The following is a 16,180-nucleotide window of genomic DNA, read 5'->3' as shown; positions in this document are numbered from 1 at the left end:
GACGCCTGCGTCACAGGCACCTTTCCGCGCCACCACGCGCTGCCGAACCGCATCACCCTCCGCCGGACCGACGGCACACCCTCACCCTCTCAGCAGCACACCGACGTAACCCCCAGCACCCCTCCCTCAGGGTGCTCATCGCCGGAGGCAACACCGTGACCGTGAAGGACATCCTGGACGCGATCCAGTCGCCGGACTCCGTGCCGGCCGACTTCGCCGCTCTGCCGCTCCCCGAGTCGTACCGCGCGATCACCGTGCACAAGGACGAGACGGAGATGTTCGCGGGCATCCCCACCCGTGAGAAGGACCCGCGCAAGTCGCTGCACCTGGACGAGGTGCCGGTGCCCGAACTGGGACCGGGCGAGGCCCTGGTGGCCGTGATGGCCTCCTCGGTGAACTACAACTCCGTGTGGACCTCGATCTTCGAGCCGCTCTCCACCTTCGGGTTCCTGGAGCGCTACGGGAAGGTCAGCGACCTGGCCGCGCGGCACGACCTGCCGTACCACGTCATCGGCTCGGACCTCGCGGGCGTCGTGCTGCGCACCGGCCCCGGCGTCAACGCCTGGAAGCCGGGCGACGAGGTCGTCGCGCACTGCCTGTCCGTCGAGCTGGAGTCGAGCGACGGCCACAACGACACGATGCTCGACCCCGAGCAGCGCATCTGGGGCTTCGAGACGAACTTCGGCGGCCTCGCCGAGCTCGCGCTCGTGAAGTCCAACCAGCTGATGCCCAAGCCGCGGCACCTCAGCTGGGAGGAGGCCGCCGCGCCGGGCCTGGTCAACTCGACCGCGTACCGGCAGCTGGTGTCGCGCAACGGCGCCGGCATGAAGCAGGGCGACAACGTGCTGATCTGGGGCGCCAGCGGCGGCCTCGGCTCGTACGCCACCCAGTTCGCGCTGGCCGGCGGCGCCACCCCGATCTGCGTGGTCTCCAGCGAGCGGAAGGCGGAGATCTGCCGGCGGATGGGCGCCGAGCTGATCATCGACCGGGCCGCCGAGGACTACCGGTTCTGGCAGGACGAGCACCACCAGGACCCCAGGGAGTGGAAGCGCCTCGGCAAGCGCATCCGCGAGCTGACCGGCGGCGAGGACGTCGACATCGTCTTCGAGCACCCCGGCCGCGAGACCTTCGGCGCCTCCGTCTACGTCACCCGCAAGGGCGGCACGATCGTCACCTGTGCCTCGACCTCCGGATATCAGCACGAGTACGACAACCGGTATCTGTGGATGTCCCTCAAGCGCATCATCGGTTCGCACTTCGCCAACTACCGTGAGGCGTGGGAGGCCAACCGGCTGATCGCCAAGGGCAGGATCCACCCGACGCTCTCCCGGGTGTACTCCCTGGAGGACACCGGCCAGGCCGCGTACGACGTCCACCGCAACCTCCACCAGGGCAAGGTCGGTGTGCTGTGCCTGGCACCGGGGGAAGGTCTCGGCGTGCACGACGAGGAGATGCGCGCCGAGCACCTCGACGCCATCAACCGCTTCCGCAACGTCTGAGACATCTGAAACGTCTGAGAGGACGCCCATGAGTGAGCGTCAGCCCGCCTCTTCGCGGCGGGAGAAGGACCGGCCGTGGCTCATGCGGACCTACGCCGGTCACTCCACGGCGGAGGCGTCGAACGAGCTGTACCGGCGCAACCTCGCCAAGGGCCAGACCGGTCTGTCGGTGGCCTTCGACCTGCCGACGCAGACCGGCTACGACCCCGACCACGTGCTCGCCCGCGGCGAGGTCGGCCGCGTCGGCGTGCCGGTCGCGCACCTGGGCGACATGCGCCGGCTGTTCCAGGACATCCCCCTGGAGCAGATGAACACCTCGATGACGATCAACGCGACCGCCATGTGGCTGCTGGCGCTCTACCAGGTCGTCGCCGAGGAGCAGGGCGCCGATCTCACCCGGCTCCAGGGCACGACCCAGAACGACATCGTCAAGGAGTACCTCTCCCGCGGCACGCACGTGTTCCCGCCGGGGCCGAGCCTGCGCCTGACGACGGACATGATCGCCTACACGGTCTCGCACCTGCCCCGGTGGAACCCGATCAACATCTGCAGCTACCACCTTCAGGAGGCCGGGGCCACCCCGGTGCAGGAGATCGCGTACGCGATGTCCACCGCGATCGCCGTGCTGGACGCCGTACGGGACAGCGGTCAGGTGCCGCAGGACCGCATGGGCGACGTCGTGGGGCGCATCTCCTTCTTCGTGAACGCGGGTGTCCGCTTCGTCGAGGAGATGTGCAAGATGCGCGCCTTCGGCCGTATCTGGGACACGATCACCCGTGAGCGCTACGGCATCGAGGACGCCAGGCACCGCCGCTTCCGCTACGGCGTCCAGGTCAACTCGCTCGGCCTGACCGAGGCGCAGCCGGAGAACAACGTCCAGCGGATCGTGCTGGAGATGCTGGCGGTGACCCTCTCCAAGGACGCCCGCGCGCGTGCCGTGCAGCTGCCCGCCTGGAACGAGGCGCTGGGCCTGCCCCGACCCTGGGACCAGCAGTGGTCGCTGCGCATCCAGCAGGTCCTCGCCCACGAGAGCGACCTGCTGGAGTACGAGGACATCTTCGCGGGCTCGCACGTGATCGAGGCGAAGGTCGCCCAGCTCGTCGAGGAGTCGCTCGCGGAGATCGGGCGGATCCAGGAGATGGGCGGCGCGATGGCCGCCGTCGAGTCCGGCTACCTCAAGTCGCAGCTCGTCGCCTCGCACGCCGAACGGCGGGCGCGGATCGAGTCGGGCGAGGAGAAGATCGTCGGCGTCAACGTGTTCGGGACGACCGAGCCGAACCCGCTCACCGCGGATCTCGACACGGCCGTGCAGACGGTGGACCCGGCCGTCGAGGCGCGGGTCGTCGCGGCGCTCCAGGAGTGGCGCGACACGCGGTACCGGCCGCCTTTCGACCATCCGCGGCCCGGCAAGGCCCTGGAGCGCCTCAAGGAGGCCGCCAAGGGCACGGAGAACCTCATGGCGGCCACCCTGGAGTGCGCCCGCGCCGGGGTGACGACCGGCGAGTGGGCGGGCGCGCTGCGCGAGGTGTTCGGCGAGTTCCGCGCGCCCACGGGCGTGTCGTCGGCGCCGGTGGCCGTACCCGCCGAGGAGGGCTCGGCGCTGGCCGGCGTACGGGAGAAGGTCCGGCGGACCGCCGAGGACCTCGGCGTCGGCAAACTGCGCTTCCTGGTCGGCAAGCCCGGCCTGGACGGGCACTCCAACGGCGCCGAGCAGATCGCCGTCCGCGCGCGGGACGCCGGCTTCGAGGTGGTCTACCAGGGGATCCGGCTCACCCCGGAGCAGATCGTGGACGCGGCCGTCGCCGAGGACGTGCACGCGGTCGGGCTGTCCGTCCTGTCCGGGTCGCACGCCCGGCTCGTCCCGGACGTCCTCGAACGGCTCCGTGTGGCCGGTGCCACAGATATACCGGTGATCGCCGGTGGCATCATCCCTGGCGGGGACGCCGAACAGCTGAGGGCCGCCGGAGTGGCCGCGGTGTTCACCCCGAAGGACTTCGACATCACCGGCATCATCGGCCGCATCGTCGACGAGATACGCGCCGCGAACAAGCTCGACCCCCTGCCCGACCCCCTGGAGGTCACCGCATGACCACGCCCGTCAACCGCCTCCGCCCCCGGCGCTCCTGCCTGGCGGTGCCCGGTTCGAACCCGCGCTTCCTGGAGAAGGCCCAGGGCCTGCCCGCCGACCAGGTCTTCCTGGACCTGGAGGACGCGTGCGCGCCGCTCGCCAAGCCCGAGGCGCGGCACACCATCGTCAAGTTCCTCAACGAGGGTGACTGGACGGGCAAGACGCGGGTCGTGCGCGTCAACGACTGGACGACCGAGTGGACGTACCGCGATGTCGTGACGGTCGTCGAGGGCGCCGGGCCGAACCTGGACTGCATCATGCTGCCGAAGGTCCAGAACGCCCAGCAGGTCGTCGCGCTGGACCTGCTGCTGACGCAGATCGAGAAGACCATGGGCTTCGAGGTCGGCCGCATCGGCATCGAGGCGCAGATCGAGAACGCCCAGGGCCTCAACCACGTCAACGAGATCGCCGAGGCCAGCCCGCGCCTGGAGACGATCATCTTCGGCCCGGCCGACTTCATGGCGTCGATCAACATGAAGTCGCTGGTCGTGGGCGAGCAGCCGCCCGGCTACCCGGCGGACGCCTACCACTACATCCTGATGAAGATCCTGATGGCCGCCCGCGCCAACGACCTCCAGGCGATCGACGGCCCCTACCTCCAGATCCGCAACGTGGACGGCTACCGCGAGGTCGCCCGGCGGGCGGCGGCACTCGGCTTCGACGGCAAGTGGGTGCTGCACCCTGGCCAGGTCGAGGCGTCCAACGAGATCTTCTCGCCCTCCCAGGAGGACTACGACCACGCCGAGCTGATCCTCGACGCGTACGACTACTGCACGTCAGAGGCGGGCGGGAAGAAGGGCTCGGCGATGCTCGGCGACGAGATGATCGACGAGGCCAGCCGCAAGATGGCGCTGGTGATCGCGGGCAAGGGCCGGGCCGCCGGCATGAAGCGGACCAGCACGTTCGAGATCCCGGAGGCGTAGGACCATGCAGTTCGGACGGACCTACGAGGAGTTCGAGGTCGGGGCGGTGTACAAGCACTGGCCCGGAAAGACGGTCACGGAGTACGACGACCATCTCTTCTGCCTCCTCACCATGAACCACCACCCGCTCCACATGGACGCCAACTACGCCGGGAGCACCACGGACTTCGGCAAGAACGTCGTGGTCGGCAACTACATCTACTCCCTGCTGCTCGGCATGTCCGTCCCGGACGTCTCCGGCAAGGCGATCGCCAACCTGGAGATCGAGTCGCTGAGGCACGTGGCGCCGACCTTCCACGGCGACACGCTCTACGGCCAGACGACGGTGCTCGACAAGTGGCCGTCGAAGTCGAAGAACGACCGGGGCATCGTCCACGTCGAGACCAAGGGCTACAAGCAGGACGGCACGCTCGTGTGCGTGTTCCGCCGCAAGGTGATGGTGCCGACCGAAACGTACATCAAGGAGCGCGGCGGCGAGCAGCCCGGCCGCCCCGAGCTCAGGGAGCAGGAGAAGTAAGCCATGGCCCGTCTCGCCCAGACCGCCTCACTGACCGACGTCCAGCAGGAGATCGTCTCCACCGTCCGTGACTTCGTCGACAAGGAGATCATCCCGGTCGCCACCGAACTGGAGCACCGCGACGAGTACCCCCAGCAGATCGTCGACGGTCTCAAGGAGCTGGGCCTGTTCGGGCTGATGATCCCGGAGGAGTACGGCGGCCTGGGCGAGTCCCTCCTCACCTACGCGCTGTGCGTGGAGGAGATCGCCCGGGGCTGGATGTCGGTGTCCGGGATCATCAACACGCACTTCATCGTGGCGTACATGCTCAAGCAGCACGGCACGCAGGAGCAGAAGGACACCTTCCTGCCGCGCATGGCGCTCGGCGAGGTGCGCGGCGCGTTCTCGATGTCGGAGCCGGGCCTCGGCTCCGACGTGTCGGCCATCACGTCGAAGGCGGTCAAAGAGGGCGACGAGTACGTCCTGACCGGTCAGAAGATGTGGCTGACCAACGGCGGCACCTCGTCCCTGGTCGCCGTGCTGGTGCGCAGTGACGAAGGACACCCCGAGGGCACGGCCCCGCACAAGTCGATGACGACCTTCCTGGTGGAGAAGGAGCCCGGCTTCGGCGAGGTCCGGCCCGGTCTGACCATCCCCGGCAAGATCGACAAGATGGGTTACAAGGGGGTCGACACCACCGAGCTGATCATGGACGGGCTGCGGATCCCCGCCGACCGCGTCCTGGGCGGCACCACCGGCCGCGGCTTCTACCAGATGATGGACGGCGTGGAGGTCGGCCGCGTCAACGTGGCCGCCCGCGGCTGCGGCGTCGCCCAGCGCGCCTTCGAACTCGGCGTGCGGTACGCCCAGCAGCGCCACACCTTCGGCAAGCCGATCGCCCAGCACCAGGCCATCCAGTTCAAGCTCGCCGAGATGGCCACCAAGGTGGAGGCCGCGCACGCCATGATGGTGAACGCGGCGCGCAAGAAGGACTCCGGCCAGCGCAACGACCTGGAGGCCGGCATGGCGAAGTACCTGGCCTCCGAGTACTGCAAGGAGGTCGTGGAGGACGCCTTCCGCATCCACGGCGGCTACGGGTTCTCCAAGGAGTACGAGATCGAGCGCCTCTACCGGGAGGCCCCGATGCTGCTGATCGGCGAGGGCACCGCCGAGATCCAGAAAATGATCATCGGGCGCCGGCTGCTCGAGGAGTACCGCTTCCAGGGGTGAAAGTCCGGTTACGGGGTGTTTTCCGCGAGACGCGGGTCACACCCCGTAGGCGTCCGGTCGGCATTCTTCGGCCGTCGACTCGGTTGCCCGCCTTACCCAGTTGTGGCGTTTAGCCGCTACGATCGCGGGAAAGCCGCCGTCCCCTGATTTCGAAACCGCGCGGCATCATCCGCTACGAAGGTCATCCATGCCCCACAGCCAAACCTCTGCACCTCGCGACAGCCTGGCCGGCCTACGCCTCGCGCGCGGAGCATCGCCGTGGCTTCTCCCGACCGTCGCCACCGCAGCCCTCAGCCTGGCCCGCGCCCGCCGCTCCGGCGCCGCCAAGGCCGTAGCCGTGCCCGCCACCGCGCTCGCGGCGGGCATGCTGTGGTTCTTCCGCGACCCCGAGCGCGAGATCGCCACGGGCCGGGTCATCTCCCCCGCCGACGGTGTGGTGCAGAGCATCATGCCGTGGAAGGACGGCCGTACCCGGGTCGCGATCTTCATGTCCCCGCTCAACGTCCACGTGAACCGCGCCCCGCTCTCCGGCACGGTGACCTCGGTCGAGCACGTGCCGGGCGGCTTCGTTCCCGCGTTCAACAAGGAGAGCGAGAACAACGAGCGCGTAGTCTGGCATTTCGACACCGAACTCGGCGACATCGAGATGATCCAGATCGCCGGCGCGGTGGCCCGCCGTATCGTGCCCTATCTCCCCCAGGGCACGAAGGTCGAGCAGGGCGACCGCATCGGTCTGATCCGGTTCGGCTCGCGTGTCGACCTCTATCTGCCCGAGGGCGTGGAGGTGGCTGTCGAGGTCGGGCAGAAGACCGTGGCTGGGGTGACTCGCATTGACCGTGATTGATCCGGACACACAGACGGGCTGGGTGCCCGAGGCGGACGACCTGGACGACGAGGAGGAGATGCCTCTCTCGCTGCGCCTGTCGATAGCGGACACCCTCACCCTCGGCAACGCGACGTGCGGCTTCATGGCGGTGTACTTCACCACCACCGGCATCCTGATCCCGCACCTCACCGGTCACGACGAGTCGGCGGGCATGGCGCGGCACAGCGCCGCGACCGCCGTCATCCTCATGCTCTGCGCCGCCGTCTTCGACCTCTTCGACGGTCTGGTCGCGCGCAAGCTGCGCTCCTCCCCGATGGGCGCCGAGCTGGACAACCTCTCCGACCTCATCAGCTTCGGCCTCGCGCCGGCGTACTTCGTCCTCGTCTACGGCATGGTCGCCGACGACGCGCACCAGCGGGTCGCGGCGCTCGGCGCGATCGTCGTCCTCCTGGCCGTGGTGCTGAGACTGGCACGCTTCTCTTGCGTGACGGTGAAGAACGGCATGTTCCAGGGCATGCCCTCGCCCTTCGGGGCGCTGACGGTGGTCTCCATCGTGCTGCTGGAGCTGCCCTTCGTGGCGACGCTGCTGGCGATCCTCGGCACGGCGTGGCTGATGGTCAGCCGGGTCGAGTACCCGAAGCCCCGGGGGCGCCTCGCGGGCGCCATGCTGTCGTGGATCGTGCTGTCCATGGGGCTGCTGGCGGCGTGGGCGTTCGAGGCGCCGAGCGGACAGCTCCTCCTCCAGACGGGCTGCGCCCTGCAGCTGGTCATGGGCGCGGTGATCCCCCTGTTCGCGACGGCCCGCCGGGTCAACAACTTCCGCGACAACCGCCGCGAGGCGCGCGCCGCGCAGCTGCCGTAGCGGTTCCGGTTCCCTGGCGAAGGGGCGGTGGGGGCGGTTTTCCGCCCCCACCGCCCCTTCCCGTTCCCACCCCGGGGGCGCTGGCTTTCAGCCCGTCCGGCGTTTGAGGACGAGGCCCGAAGGGCCGACAAGGGGGGTCTGGGGGCGCAGCCCCCAGAGACGGGACGGGAAGGGGCGGCGGGGGCGAAGAACCCTCCGGTCAGAGCAGGAAATCCCGCGCCACCTTCGCCGCCACCCGCTCGAGGATCGGCCCCGCTTCGGAGAAGCACCGCCCCACATCCGGCTCCTCCCCCGTGAGCGGATACGCCCGCCGGATCCCGGCAAGCCCCAGCTCGACCGGCTGAAGCGCCAGCCGCCCGCACACCGCCACCACCTCCCTCCCCGCCGCCCGCGCAGCCGCCGCGACCCCCGCGGGAGCCTTCCCGTGCAGCGTCTGCGCATCCAGCGACCCCTCCCCCGTGATCACCAGATCCGCCCGCTCCAGCGCCGCCCCGAAGCCCAGCACGTCCAGCATCACCTCGATACCGGCCCGGAACCGCGCCCCGACCAGCAGCGCCCCGTACCCGACACCCCCCGCGGCCCCCGCCCCCGGCGCGACCGCGCACTCCACCGCCCGCGAGCCGGCCGCCGTCTCCAGCACCTCGACGTAGTGCGCCAGTGCCGCGTCCAGCAGCTCGACGTCGTCCGGCGAGGCTCCCTTCTGCGGGCCGTAGACGGCGGGGGCACCCTTGGGACCGGTGAGCGGATTGTCGACGTCGCTCGCGAGGACCAGGTCCACTGACGGCAGCCGCGGATCCAGCCCCGACAGGTCGGCACGGACCAGCTCCGCGAGCCCCCCGCCCCCCGGCGGCACCGGCTCGCCCTCCTCGTCCAGGAACCGCGCCCCGAGCGCCGTCAGCATGCCCGCACCGCCGTCCGTGGTGGCACTCCCGCCGACCCCGAACACGATGGTCCGCGCCCCCGCGTCCAGCGCGGCCCGCAGCAGTTCCCCGGAGCCGTACGTCGACGCGGTGAGCGGCGCGAACACCCCGGCCGGCAGCCGCTGCAACCCGCTCGCCTCGGCCATCTCCACCACCGCCATGCCGTCGCGCAGCGCGAACGCGGCGGTGATCTCGTCGCCCAGCGGCCCGGCGACCCGTACCTCCCGGCGCTCGAAACCGGCGGCGACCGCCGCCGCCACCGTGCCGTCACCGCCGTCGGCGACGGGCAGCGCCGCCACCTCCAGGTCCGGTACGACACTCCGCAGACCGGCCGTGACCCGCTCGGCGACCTCGACGGCCGTCAGCGAGCCCTTGAACTTGTCCGCGGCGATCAGGACCCGCCGGGTCCCGCCCGCCACTGAAGCGTCCGCCACTTTGCCTACCCCTCGCTCTCGGGCCCCTCGCCCTGCGGGGGCCGGCCGCGCCGCAGCGACAGTAACGGGCGGACGCCCCCGACGTCATACTCCGTCAGAACCCTTCGAATCACCTGTGCGCCACGACTGACGGAGGGGCGCCCCGTCCCGGGATCGGGTAGACCGTAGACATGACCCCTGTGGGCGAGGTGGGCGGCATGGGCAGCGAAGCGGACCTCACCGACCGGATCCTCGGCGGCTGGCTCGGCCGGATCGCGGGCAACATGCTCGGCAAGCCGGTGGAGCAGGGCGAGGTGTGGACCCGGGAGCGCATCGACCGCTACCTGCGGCGCACCGCCGCCCTGCCCCTCACGGACTACCTGCCGGAGCCTCCCGCGGACAGCCAGGACACCTTCCCGCTGCGCCCCGAGTGGCGGGAGTGCGTACGCGGCCGGATCCACGGCAGCTGCCGCGACGACGACGTCGACTACGCGATCCTCGGCCTGCACCTGCTGGAGACCCACGGCTTCGACTTCACCACCGAGCAGGTCGGGGAGCTGTGGCTGCTGAGACTGCCGTATCTGCAGACGTTCACGGCGGAGCGGGCCGCCTACCGCAACCTCGCGAACGGGCTGAGACCGCCGCTGACGGCGACGTACGAGAACCCGTACCAGGAGTGGATCGGCGCCCTGATCCGCGCCGACGTCTACGGCTGGACCTGTCCCGGCGCCCCGGAGCGCGCCGCCGCCCTGGCCCGCCGCGACGCGGCGCTCTCCCACACCGGTGACGGCGTCCACGGCGCGATGTGGGCGGCGGCGCTGATCGCGGCGGCGTTCACCGCGCCGACGCCGCGGCACGCCCTGGACACCTCGCTGACGGTGATCCCGGCGGGCAGCCGCCTCGCCCGCACCGTCCGCCGCGTCGTCTCCCTGCACGACACCGGCATGGGCTGGGAGGACACCCTCACCACGCTGGCGGAGGAGACGGCGGGCCTCGGCTGGATCCACACCGTCCCGAACGCCGCCGTGCTCACCGCCGGGCTGCTGTACGGCGCCGGCGACTTCACCCGCACCCTCGCCCTCACCGTGCGCGGCGGCCTGGACACCGACTCCAACGGCGCGACGGCGGGCTCGGTGGCCGGGGTGCACCGCGGCGCGGCGGCGATCGGGCCGCAGTGGAAGGACCCGCTGGAGGACACGGTCCGCAGCGCGGTGTTCGGCTTCGACGGCGCGGCCATCAGCGACCTGGCGGCACGGACGGCACGGCTGGCCGCCGAGTCCACCGTCTCCGCCGGCTGACGGGCCTGCTGCCGTGCCCTGGCCGAACTGATCGGCGAATCCCCGTTCGGGAGTCGGTCCACGACCGACGGATAGCCTTCCGCCATGACCTCGACATCCGCTTCAGACTTCGCCGCGTACCTCGCGGGCCTGCCCCGTGTCCTCGTCGGGGCGGCCGCCCTGTTCCGCGACGCCGAGGGGCGGGTCCTGCTCGTCGAGCCGAACTACCGGGAGGGCTGGGGGCTGCCGGGCGGCACGGTCGAGTCCGACGACGGCGAGACCCCGCGCCAGGGCGCGCGCCGCGAGACCGCCGAGGAGATCGGCCTCGACGTGACGCTCGGCCGGCTGCTGGCGGTGGACTGGGTGCACGGCGCGGGACGGCCGCCGCTGGTGGCGTACCTCTACGACGGCGGGGTCCTCACCGACTCCGACCTGGCGGCGATCCGCCTCCAGGAGGAGGAGCTGCTGTCCTGGCGCATGGTCCCCCGCGACGACCTCACCGCCCACCTCCCCGGCGCCCTCGGCCACCGCGTCCACACCGCCCTGGACGTCCTGGCGACCGGGGCGGGCACGGCGGAACTGGAGAACGGCCACCGGGTCGTGTGAAAACCGGGTCACGCGAAAGCGACCCGGTGAATTCCCGGACCGCCCGCACAGCCCGGCCCCGGAATTCACCGGGGCCGGGCGCGGTATCACTTCACATCTACGAAATCGAGACGCGAAGAGCCCCACGAGGTGGTGGAATTCTGGTGGAATTCGTACCGGTAGTCACCGTCCACGGTGGCCTTCACGGTGGTCCTCAGATTTCCCTTGCTGTCCGTCTTGACCGTCTTGAGCTTGGTGAAGGTCTTGCTGCCCTTCTTGCGGAACTGCAGCTTCACCGACTGCCCGGCGTAACCGACGTTCTTGCCCTGCGCCCAGCTCGCGCGGGTCAGGCGCCCGGTGACGGTGAGGGTCTTGCCCTTCTTCACCGGCTCAGGGGCGGCGTCGAGGGTCAGCTGCGCCGCACGCTGCACCTGGGCGGTGCCGTAGGCCTGGTGCACGACGTAGTCGCCGTCGTTGGCGACGGCGCCGGCCCAGATGTGCCAGGTGCCGGCGAGGGCGTCGGACCGGTGGAGGTCGCTCTTCGCGTCGACGACGACCTTCACCTCGCAGGCCGACATCTTCGCGGTGACCTTGTAGCAGTCGCCGACCTGCGCCTTGCTCATGTCCGGCCCCAGGACGCCGTCGGCGTGACCGAGGCTCGGGCCGTGCCACAGGAAGCCGAAGGCGTCCTGGATGCCGGAGTCGTCGGTGGCGGTCACGGTGATCGTGACCGTCTTCTTCTGGGTGGCGCCCATCACGATGGTGTTGGCGCCGCCGACGCTGGAACTCACGATGGCCGTGTCGCCCCGCGACACATCCTTCGCCACGGACGCGAACGCCGCGGGCTTCGAAGGGTTGGCCGCAGGGCCGGATGCGGCCTGCGCGGCGGGAACGGCTAAGGAGGAGAGAGCCAACGCGGCGGTCACGATGCCGACAGAGGCGTGTATACGCATGTTTTCCCCACGTCTGATCAGGCGCCCGCGAACCCCTTCCGGATTCCGGGCCCTGTTTCGTTTTCCGAGTCGAGCGACTCACCAGTACAGACAGGCAACGGAAGGAGATGGTTGCACCGGGAATCAAGAAATTTCCAGCGGAACTCGCCCAGCCCGCTGCCACCATTCGCCCCACCGGACGAGCGTGCTGCCGGTGACCGTCACAGCCCGGAAATCACTCGCCTGCCGATCCGCTCCCGTCCTACCCTCGGAGCCATGAGCCACCCCCTCGTCGCCATCCTCAGCGGTGCCGGCATCTCCACCGACTCCGGCATCCCCGACTACCGGGGCCCCAACGGGCTGTGGCGGAAGGATCCCGACGCCGAGAAGCTCGTGACCTACGAGTACTACATGGGCGACCCGGAGATCCGGCGGCGGTCGTGGCAGATGCGGCGGCAGAACCGGACGCTGCGGGCCGAGCCGAACGCCGCGCACCGGGCGGTGGCCGAGCTGGAGAAGTCCGGGGTGCCCGTGCGGGTGCTCACGCAGAACGTGGACGGGTTGCACCAGCTCGCCGGGATGCCGGACCGCAAGGTGCTGGAGCTGCACGGCACGGCCCGCAGTGTCATCTGCACGGACTGCCATGCCCGGGGACCCATGGCGGACGCTATCGCCAGGGTCGAGGCGGGCGAGGCCGACCCGCCCTGCCTGGACTGCGGCGGCATCCTGAAGTCGGCGACCGTCTACTTCGGCGAACGCCTCGACCCGGTGGTCCTCGGGCAGGCCGCCGCGATCGCCAAGGCGTGCCACGTCTTCATCGCCGTCGGCACCACCCTCCAGGTGCAGCCCGCCGCGGGGCTCGCGGGCGTCGCCGCCGACCACGGCGCCCGCCTCGTCATCGTCAACGCCGAGCCGACCCCGTACGACGGCCTCGCCGACGAGGTCGTACGCGAACCCATCGGCACCGCCCTGCCCGCGCTGCTGCGCGACCTGAGCGGCGTCGGCAACAGCGACCGCGGCTAGTGCCTGTATGGGATCTCCTGGCTGGGCGCGGTTGCGGGTGCGGTCATGTCGAGGAGCGTCATGGCGTCGTGGTCGGGGGTGCCGGGGACGGCGGTGTAGACCCCGATGCGCTGGCCGGGGGTGCCTTCCAGCTGCATGGACTGGGAGGTGAGCGTGACCGCGCCGACGCGGGGGTGGTGGAAGGTCTTCTGTACGGGCTTGCGGCCGGTGACCTCGTAGCGTTCCCACAGCCGGGCGAAGTCGGGGCTCTTGAGGAGGAGCTCACCGACCAGGTTGGTCAGGTCGGGGGCGTCGGGGGCGGTGCCGGCGACGGCGCGCAGCCGGGCGACGCAGGCGGTGATCTGGCGGTCCCAGTCCGGGAACAGTTCACGCGCGGCCGGGTGGAGGAAGAGGTAGCGGGCGAGGTTGCGGTGTCTGGCCGGCCAGTCCTCCAGGCCCGCGTACAGGGCGAGGCCGCCGGGGTTCCAGGCGAGCATCTCCATGCTGCGGCTGATGACGTAGGCCGGGTTCGGGCGCAGTGATTCGAGCAGCAGCTTGAGGTGGGGGCGCACGGTGCGGCTGGGCGCGGGCGGGGGTTCGGGGGCGTAGCGGGCGGCTCTGGCGGCGAGATCGCGCAGGTGCTGGTGCTCCTGGTCGTCCATGTGCAGGGCCCGGGAGAGGGAGTCCAGGACGGCGGGGCTGGGGCGGGTCTCCTTGCCGCGTTCCAGGCGTACGTAGTAGTCGATGCTGATGCCGGCCAGGGTGGCCAGTTCCTCGCGGCGCAGGCCGGGGGTGCGGCGGATGCCGGTACCGACGGTGAGGCCGACGTGTTCGGGGCTGGTCTGGGTGCGGCGGGCGCGCAGGTAGCGGCCCAGCTCGGCGCCCTCGCTGTGCGCGCTCTCGGATGCCATGACTCCAGTCTCACCCGCTGGGCACCCGCCGCACGGACGGGAGGGGGGCCCTGTCATGACCCCCGAAGAGCCCGCCCTGCCACAGCGGAGCAATCCGGGCCAAGGTGGATGAGGAGGACGTCGGCACTCTCGCCGTCGCCCAGGCGCAGATGCTCGAACGCCGATCACCCGCACCGCCCGGTACGACCCCCAGTTTGGAGCAGCACCCCTCATGCGTGCAGCAGTGATGTACGGAGCCGGCGACGTCCGCGTCGAGGACCGGCCCGACCCGAAGATCGTCCGGCCGACCGACGCGGTGGTGCGCACGCTGGCCGCGTGCGTGTGCGGCAGCGACCTGTGGCCCTACGCGGCCATGCCCGCCACCGGCACCGGCCGCCCCATGGGGCACGAGTTCCTCGGCGTCGTCGAGGAGACCGGCGCGGACGTGGCCGGCCTGAAGACCGGTGACCTGGTCGTCGCCCCGTTCACCTACAGCGACAACACCTGCGACTACTGCGCCAAGGGTCTGCACATCTCGTGCCGCAACGGCGGCCGCTACGGCTTCGACGGCGTGGACGGCGGCCAGGGCGAAGCCGTCCGCGTCCCGTACGCGGACGGCACGCTGGTGAGGCTGCCGGTGGCCGCCGACTCCGCGCTGCTTCCGTCGCTGCTGGCGCTGTCGGACGTGATGACCACCGGCCACCACGGCGCCGTCACCGCGGGTGTCGGCCGCGGCGACGCGGTGCTGGTCGTCGGGGACGGCGCGGTCGGCCTGTGCGCGGTGATCGCCGCCAGGCGGCTCGGTGCCGAGCGGATCGTGCTCGCCGGCCGCCACGAGGCCCGCACCGGCCTGGGCCGCGAGTTCGGCGCCACCGATGTGGTCGCCGAGCGCGGCGAGGAGGGTATCGCCCGTATCCGCGAGCTGACCGGCGGCGTGGACAAGGTGATCGAGGCCGTCGGCACCCGCCCGGCCCTGGACACCGCGCTCGGCGCGGTCCTGGACGGGGGCACCATCAGCCGCCTGGGCGTCCCGCAGTACGAGCAGGGGCCGATGGGCCCGGCCGGGTTCATGCGCAACATCACCCTGACCGGCGGCGCCAGCTCCGCCCGCGCCTACGTCCCGGAACTGCTGCCCGACGTCCTGGACGGCACCATCACCCCCGGCCGCGTCTTCGACGAGACCTTCCCCCTCGACCGGACACCGGACGCCTACCGGGCCATGGCCGACCGCCGGGTCCTCAAGGCACTCATCCGCCCCTGACCACCCGCTCCCACCCGCACATCGAAGGACATCCGGCTCATGCAGACCGTCACCCTCAACAACGGCGTCGAGATGCCGCTCCTCGGCTTCGGCGTCTACCAGATCCCCGCCGGGGACACCGAGCGCGCCGTCTCCGAGGCGCTGGCCGCCGGCTACCGCCTGCTGGACACCGCCGCCGCCTACGGCAACGAAGAAGCCGTAGGCCGCGCCATCGGGTCCAGCGGTATCCCTCGCGAGGAACTGTTCGTCACCACCAAGCTGTGGGTCCAGGACGCCCCCGCCGAGGACAACACCAAGCGCGCGTTCGAGACGTCCCTGGACAAGCTGGGCCTGGACCACCTCGACCTGTACCTGATGCACCAGCCCTTCGGCGACGTCTACGGCCAGTGGCGCGCCATGGAGGCGCTCAACCGCGAGGGCACGGCCAGGGCGATCGGCGTCGCCAACTTCTACCCCGACCGGCTGATCGACCTGATCGTCAACAACGAGATCACCCCGGCGGTCAACCAGGTCGAGACCCACCCCTTCTTCCAGCGGGCCGACTACCAGGCCCTCATGCGTGAGCACGGGGTACAGATCCAGTCCTGGGGCGGCTTCGCCGAGGGCAGGAACGACCTGTTCGCCAACCCGCTGCTCGCCGAGATCGGCAAGGAGTACGGCAAGTCGGTCGCGCAGGTCGTGCTGCGCTGGCTGACCCAGCGCGGCGTCGTCGCCATCCCCAAGTCGGTGCGCGCCGAGCGCATGGCCGAGAACATCGACGTCTTCGGCTTCCGGCTGACCGACGAGCAGATGGCCCGGATCGCCACCCTCGACACCGGCGGCTCCCTGTTCTTCGACCACCGCGATCCCGAGATGGTCACCCGGCTCGCCGGGCACCGTCTGGACGGCTGAGCGGCATCAGCCGCCCGCCGTCGGCCGCGGGTGTCCTGCGGCAAG

General features: G+C 70.7%; 15 protein-coding genes. 12 read left to right on the top strand and 3 right to left on the bottom strand.

The genetic code is table 11. The features are described from left to right. Positions 1–161 precede the first annotated feature (161 nt). The 7 genes from ccrA (at position 162) to pssA (ending at position 7,964) form a co-directional block, all read left to right on the top strand. Positions 162–1,499, top strand: coding sequence for a crotonyl-CoA carboxylase/reductase (ccrA, locus tag ABZ862_RS02065; protein WP_360951407.1), 1,338 nt, complete (start codon positions 162–164; stop codon positions 1,497–1,499). 28 nt (positions 1,500–1,527) lie between these two features. Then, on the top strand, positions 1,528–3,588 hold the full coding sequence (locus tag ABZ862_RS02060) for a protein meaA (protein WP_360950664.1): 2,061 nt from the start codon (positions 1,528–1,530) through the stop codon (positions 3,586–3,588). Next, positions 3,585–4,550: a CoA ester lyase gene (locus tag ABZ862_RS02055; RefSeq protein ID WP_360950661.1), complete on the top strand. Its 966-nt coding sequence runs from the start codon at positions 3,585–3,587 to the stop codon at positions 4,548–4,550. Before ABZ862_RS02060 ends, ABZ862_RS02055 begins: the two co-directional genes overlap by 4 nt. Positions 4,551–4,554: 4 nt before the next feature. Then, positions 4,555–5,067, top strand: coding sequence for a MaoC family dehydratase (locus ABZ862_RS02050; protein WP_360950658.1), 513 nt, complete (start codon positions 4,555–4,557; stop codon positions 5,065–5,067). Positions 5,068–5,070: 3 nt separating this feature from the next. Beyond that, the gene (locus ABZ862_RS02045; RefSeq protein ID WP_360950655.1) at positions 5,071–6,276 is read left to right on the top strand and encodes an acyl-CoA dehydrogenase family protein; all 1,206 of its coding nucleotides are present in this window, start codon (positions 5,071–5,073) and stop codon (positions 6,274–6,276) included. A gap of 187 nt (positions 6,277–6,463) precedes the next feature. Then, the gene (locus ABZ862_RS02040; RefSeq protein ID WP_360950653.1) at positions 6,464–7,120 is read left to right on the top strand and encodes a phosphatidylserine decarboxylase; all 657 of its coding nucleotides are present in this window, start codon (positions 6,464–6,466) and stop codon (positions 7,118–7,120) included. Positions 7,121–7,142: 22 nt separating this feature from the next. Then, positions 7,143–7,964: a CDP-diacylglycerol--serine O-phosphatidyltransferase gene (gene pssA, locus ABZ862_RS02035; RefSeq protein WP_360951403.1), complete on the top strand. Its 822-nt coding sequence runs from the start codon at positions 7,143–7,145 to the stop codon at positions 7,962–7,964. Between the two features lie 199 nt (positions 7,965–8,163). Here pssA and ABZ862_RS02030 read toward each other — a convergent pair whose 3' ends face one another. Next, positions 8,164–9,318, bottom strand: coding sequence for a glycerate kinase (locus ABZ862_RS02030; protein ID WP_360950650.1), 1,155 nt, complete (start codon positions 9,316–9,318; stop codon positions 8,164–8,166). Positions 9,319–9,488: 170 nt separating this feature from the next. Here ABZ862_RS02030 and ABZ862_RS02025 point away from each other — a divergent pair, with 170 nt between their 5' ends. Then, entirely contained in the window at positions 9,489–10,595 is a 1,107-nt protein-coding gene (locus ABZ862_RS02025) for an ADP-ribosylglycohydrolase family protein (RefSeq protein ID WP_360950647.1), read from the top strand. 84 nt (positions 10,596–10,679) lie between these two features. After that, the gene (locus ABZ862_RS02020; protein WP_360950644.1) at positions 10,680–11,180 is read left to right on the top strand and encodes an NUDIX hydrolase; all 501 of its coding nucleotides are present in this window, start codon (positions 10,680–10,682) and stop codon (positions 11,178–11,180) included. Between the two features lie 86 nt (positions 11,181–11,266). Here ABZ862_RS02020 and ABZ862_RS02015 read toward each other — a convergent pair whose 3' ends face one another. Continuing rightward, positions 11,267–12,112, bottom strand: a complete 846-nt coding sequence (locus ABZ862_RS02015) for a DUF5707 domain-containing protein (protein WP_360950641.1) — start codon at positions 12,110–12,112, stop codon at positions 11,267–11,269. A gap of 255 nt (positions 12,113–12,367) precedes the next feature. Here ABZ862_RS02015 and ABZ862_RS02010 point away from each other — a divergent pair, with 255 nt between their 5' ends. Beyond that, positions 12,368–13,114 carry a Sir2 family NAD-dependent protein deacetylase gene (locus ABZ862_RS02010; RefSeq protein WP_360950638.1) on the top strand — a complete coding sequence of 249 codons (747 nt, stop codon included), beginning with the start codon at positions 12,368–12,370 and terminating at the stop codon, positions 13,112–13,114. Here ABZ862_RS02010 and ABZ862_RS02005 read toward each other — a convergent pair. Further along, positions 13,111–14,004, bottom strand: a complete 894-nt coding sequence (locus ABZ862_RS02005) for a helix-turn-helix transcriptional regulator (protein WP_360950635.1) — start codon at positions 14,002–14,004, stop codon at positions 13,111–13,113. The two genes, ABZ862_RS02010 and ABZ862_RS02005, sit on opposite strands and share 4 nt — an antisense overlap. Positions 14,005–14,215: 211 nt before the next feature. On the opposite strand from ABZ862_RS02005, the gene ABZ862_RS02000 reads away from it, so the two are divergent. Next, positions 14,216–15,244, top strand: a complete 1,029-nt coding sequence (locus tag ABZ862_RS02000; protein ID WP_360950632.1) for an alcohol dehydrogenase catalytic domain-containing protein — start codon at positions 14,216–14,218, stop codon at positions 15,242–15,244. Between the two features lie 39 nt (positions 15,245–15,283). Further along, complete coding sequence (locus ABZ862_RS01995; protein ID WP_360950629.1) at positions 15,284–16,135, top strand: aldo/keto reductase; 852 nt, start codon at positions 15,284–15,286, stop codon at positions 16,133–16,135. Positions 16,136–16,180 lie beyond the last annotated feature (45 nt).

The organism is Streptomyces sp. NPDC047000 (assembly GCF_040644295.1).
Taxonomy (GTDB): domain Bacteria; phylum Actinomycetota; class Actinomycetes; order Streptomycetales; family Streptomycetaceae; genus Streptomyces.
The sequence above is the reverse complement of the archived record's forward strand: the minus strand, read 5'-3'. Positions and strand labels throughout refer to the sequence as shown.

What these genes read in the sequence shown, in the direction of transcription:
- ABZ862_RS02055 (WP_360950661.1), top strand. Translation starts at nt 3,585, where the DNA reads ATGACCACGCCCGTCAACCGCCTCCGCCCCCGGCGCTCCTGCCTGGCG.
- ABZ862_RS02025 (WP_360950647.1), top strand. Translation starts at nt 9,489, where the DNA reads ATGACCCCTGTGGGCGAGGTGGGCGGCATGGGCAGCGAAGCGGACCTC.
- ABZ862_RS02015 (WP_360950641.1), bottom strand. Translation starts at nt 12,112, where the DNA reads ATGCGTATACACGCCTCTGTCGGCATCGTGACCGCCGCGTTGGCTCTC.
- ABZ862_RS02060 (WP_360950664.1), top strand. Translation starts at nt 1,528, where the DNA reads ATGAGTGAGCGTCAGCCCGCCTCTTCGCGGCGGGAGAAGGACCGGCCG.
- ABZ862_RS02020 (WP_360950644.1), top strand. Translation starts at nt 10,680, where the DNA reads ATGACCTCGACATCCGCTTCAGACTTCGCCGCGTACCTCGCGGGCCTG.
- ABZ862_RS02010 (WP_360950638.1), top strand. Translation starts at nt 12,368, where the DNA reads ATGAGCCACCCCCTCGTCGCCATCCTCAGCGGTGCCGGCATCTCCACC.
- ABZ862_RS02000 (WP_360950632.1), top strand. Translation starts at nt 14,216, where the DNA reads ATGCGTGCAGCAGTGATGTACGGAGCCGGCGACGTCCGCGTCGAGGAC.
- ABZ862_RS01995 (WP_360950629.1), top strand. Translation starts at nt 15,284, where the DNA reads ATGCAGACCGTCACCCTCAACAACGGCGTCGAGATGCCGCTCCTCGGC.
- ABZ862_RS02005 (WP_360950635.1), bottom strand. Translation starts at nt 14,004, where the DNA reads ATGGCATCCGAGAGCGCGCACAGCGAGGGCGCCGAGCTGGGCCGCTAC.
- ABZ862_RS02050 (WP_360950658.1), top strand. Translation starts at nt 4,555, where the DNA reads ATGCAGTTCGGACGGACCTACGAGGAGTTCGAGGTCGGGGCGGTGTAC.
- ABZ862_RS02045 (WP_360950655.1), top strand. Translation starts at nt 5,071, where the DNA reads ATGGCCCGTCTCGCCCAGACCGCCTCACTGACCGACGTCCAGCAGGAG.
- ABZ862_RS02040 (WP_360950653.1), top strand. Translation starts at nt 6,464, where the DNA reads ATGCCCCACAGCCAAACCTCTGCACCTCGCGACAGCCTGGCCGGCCTA.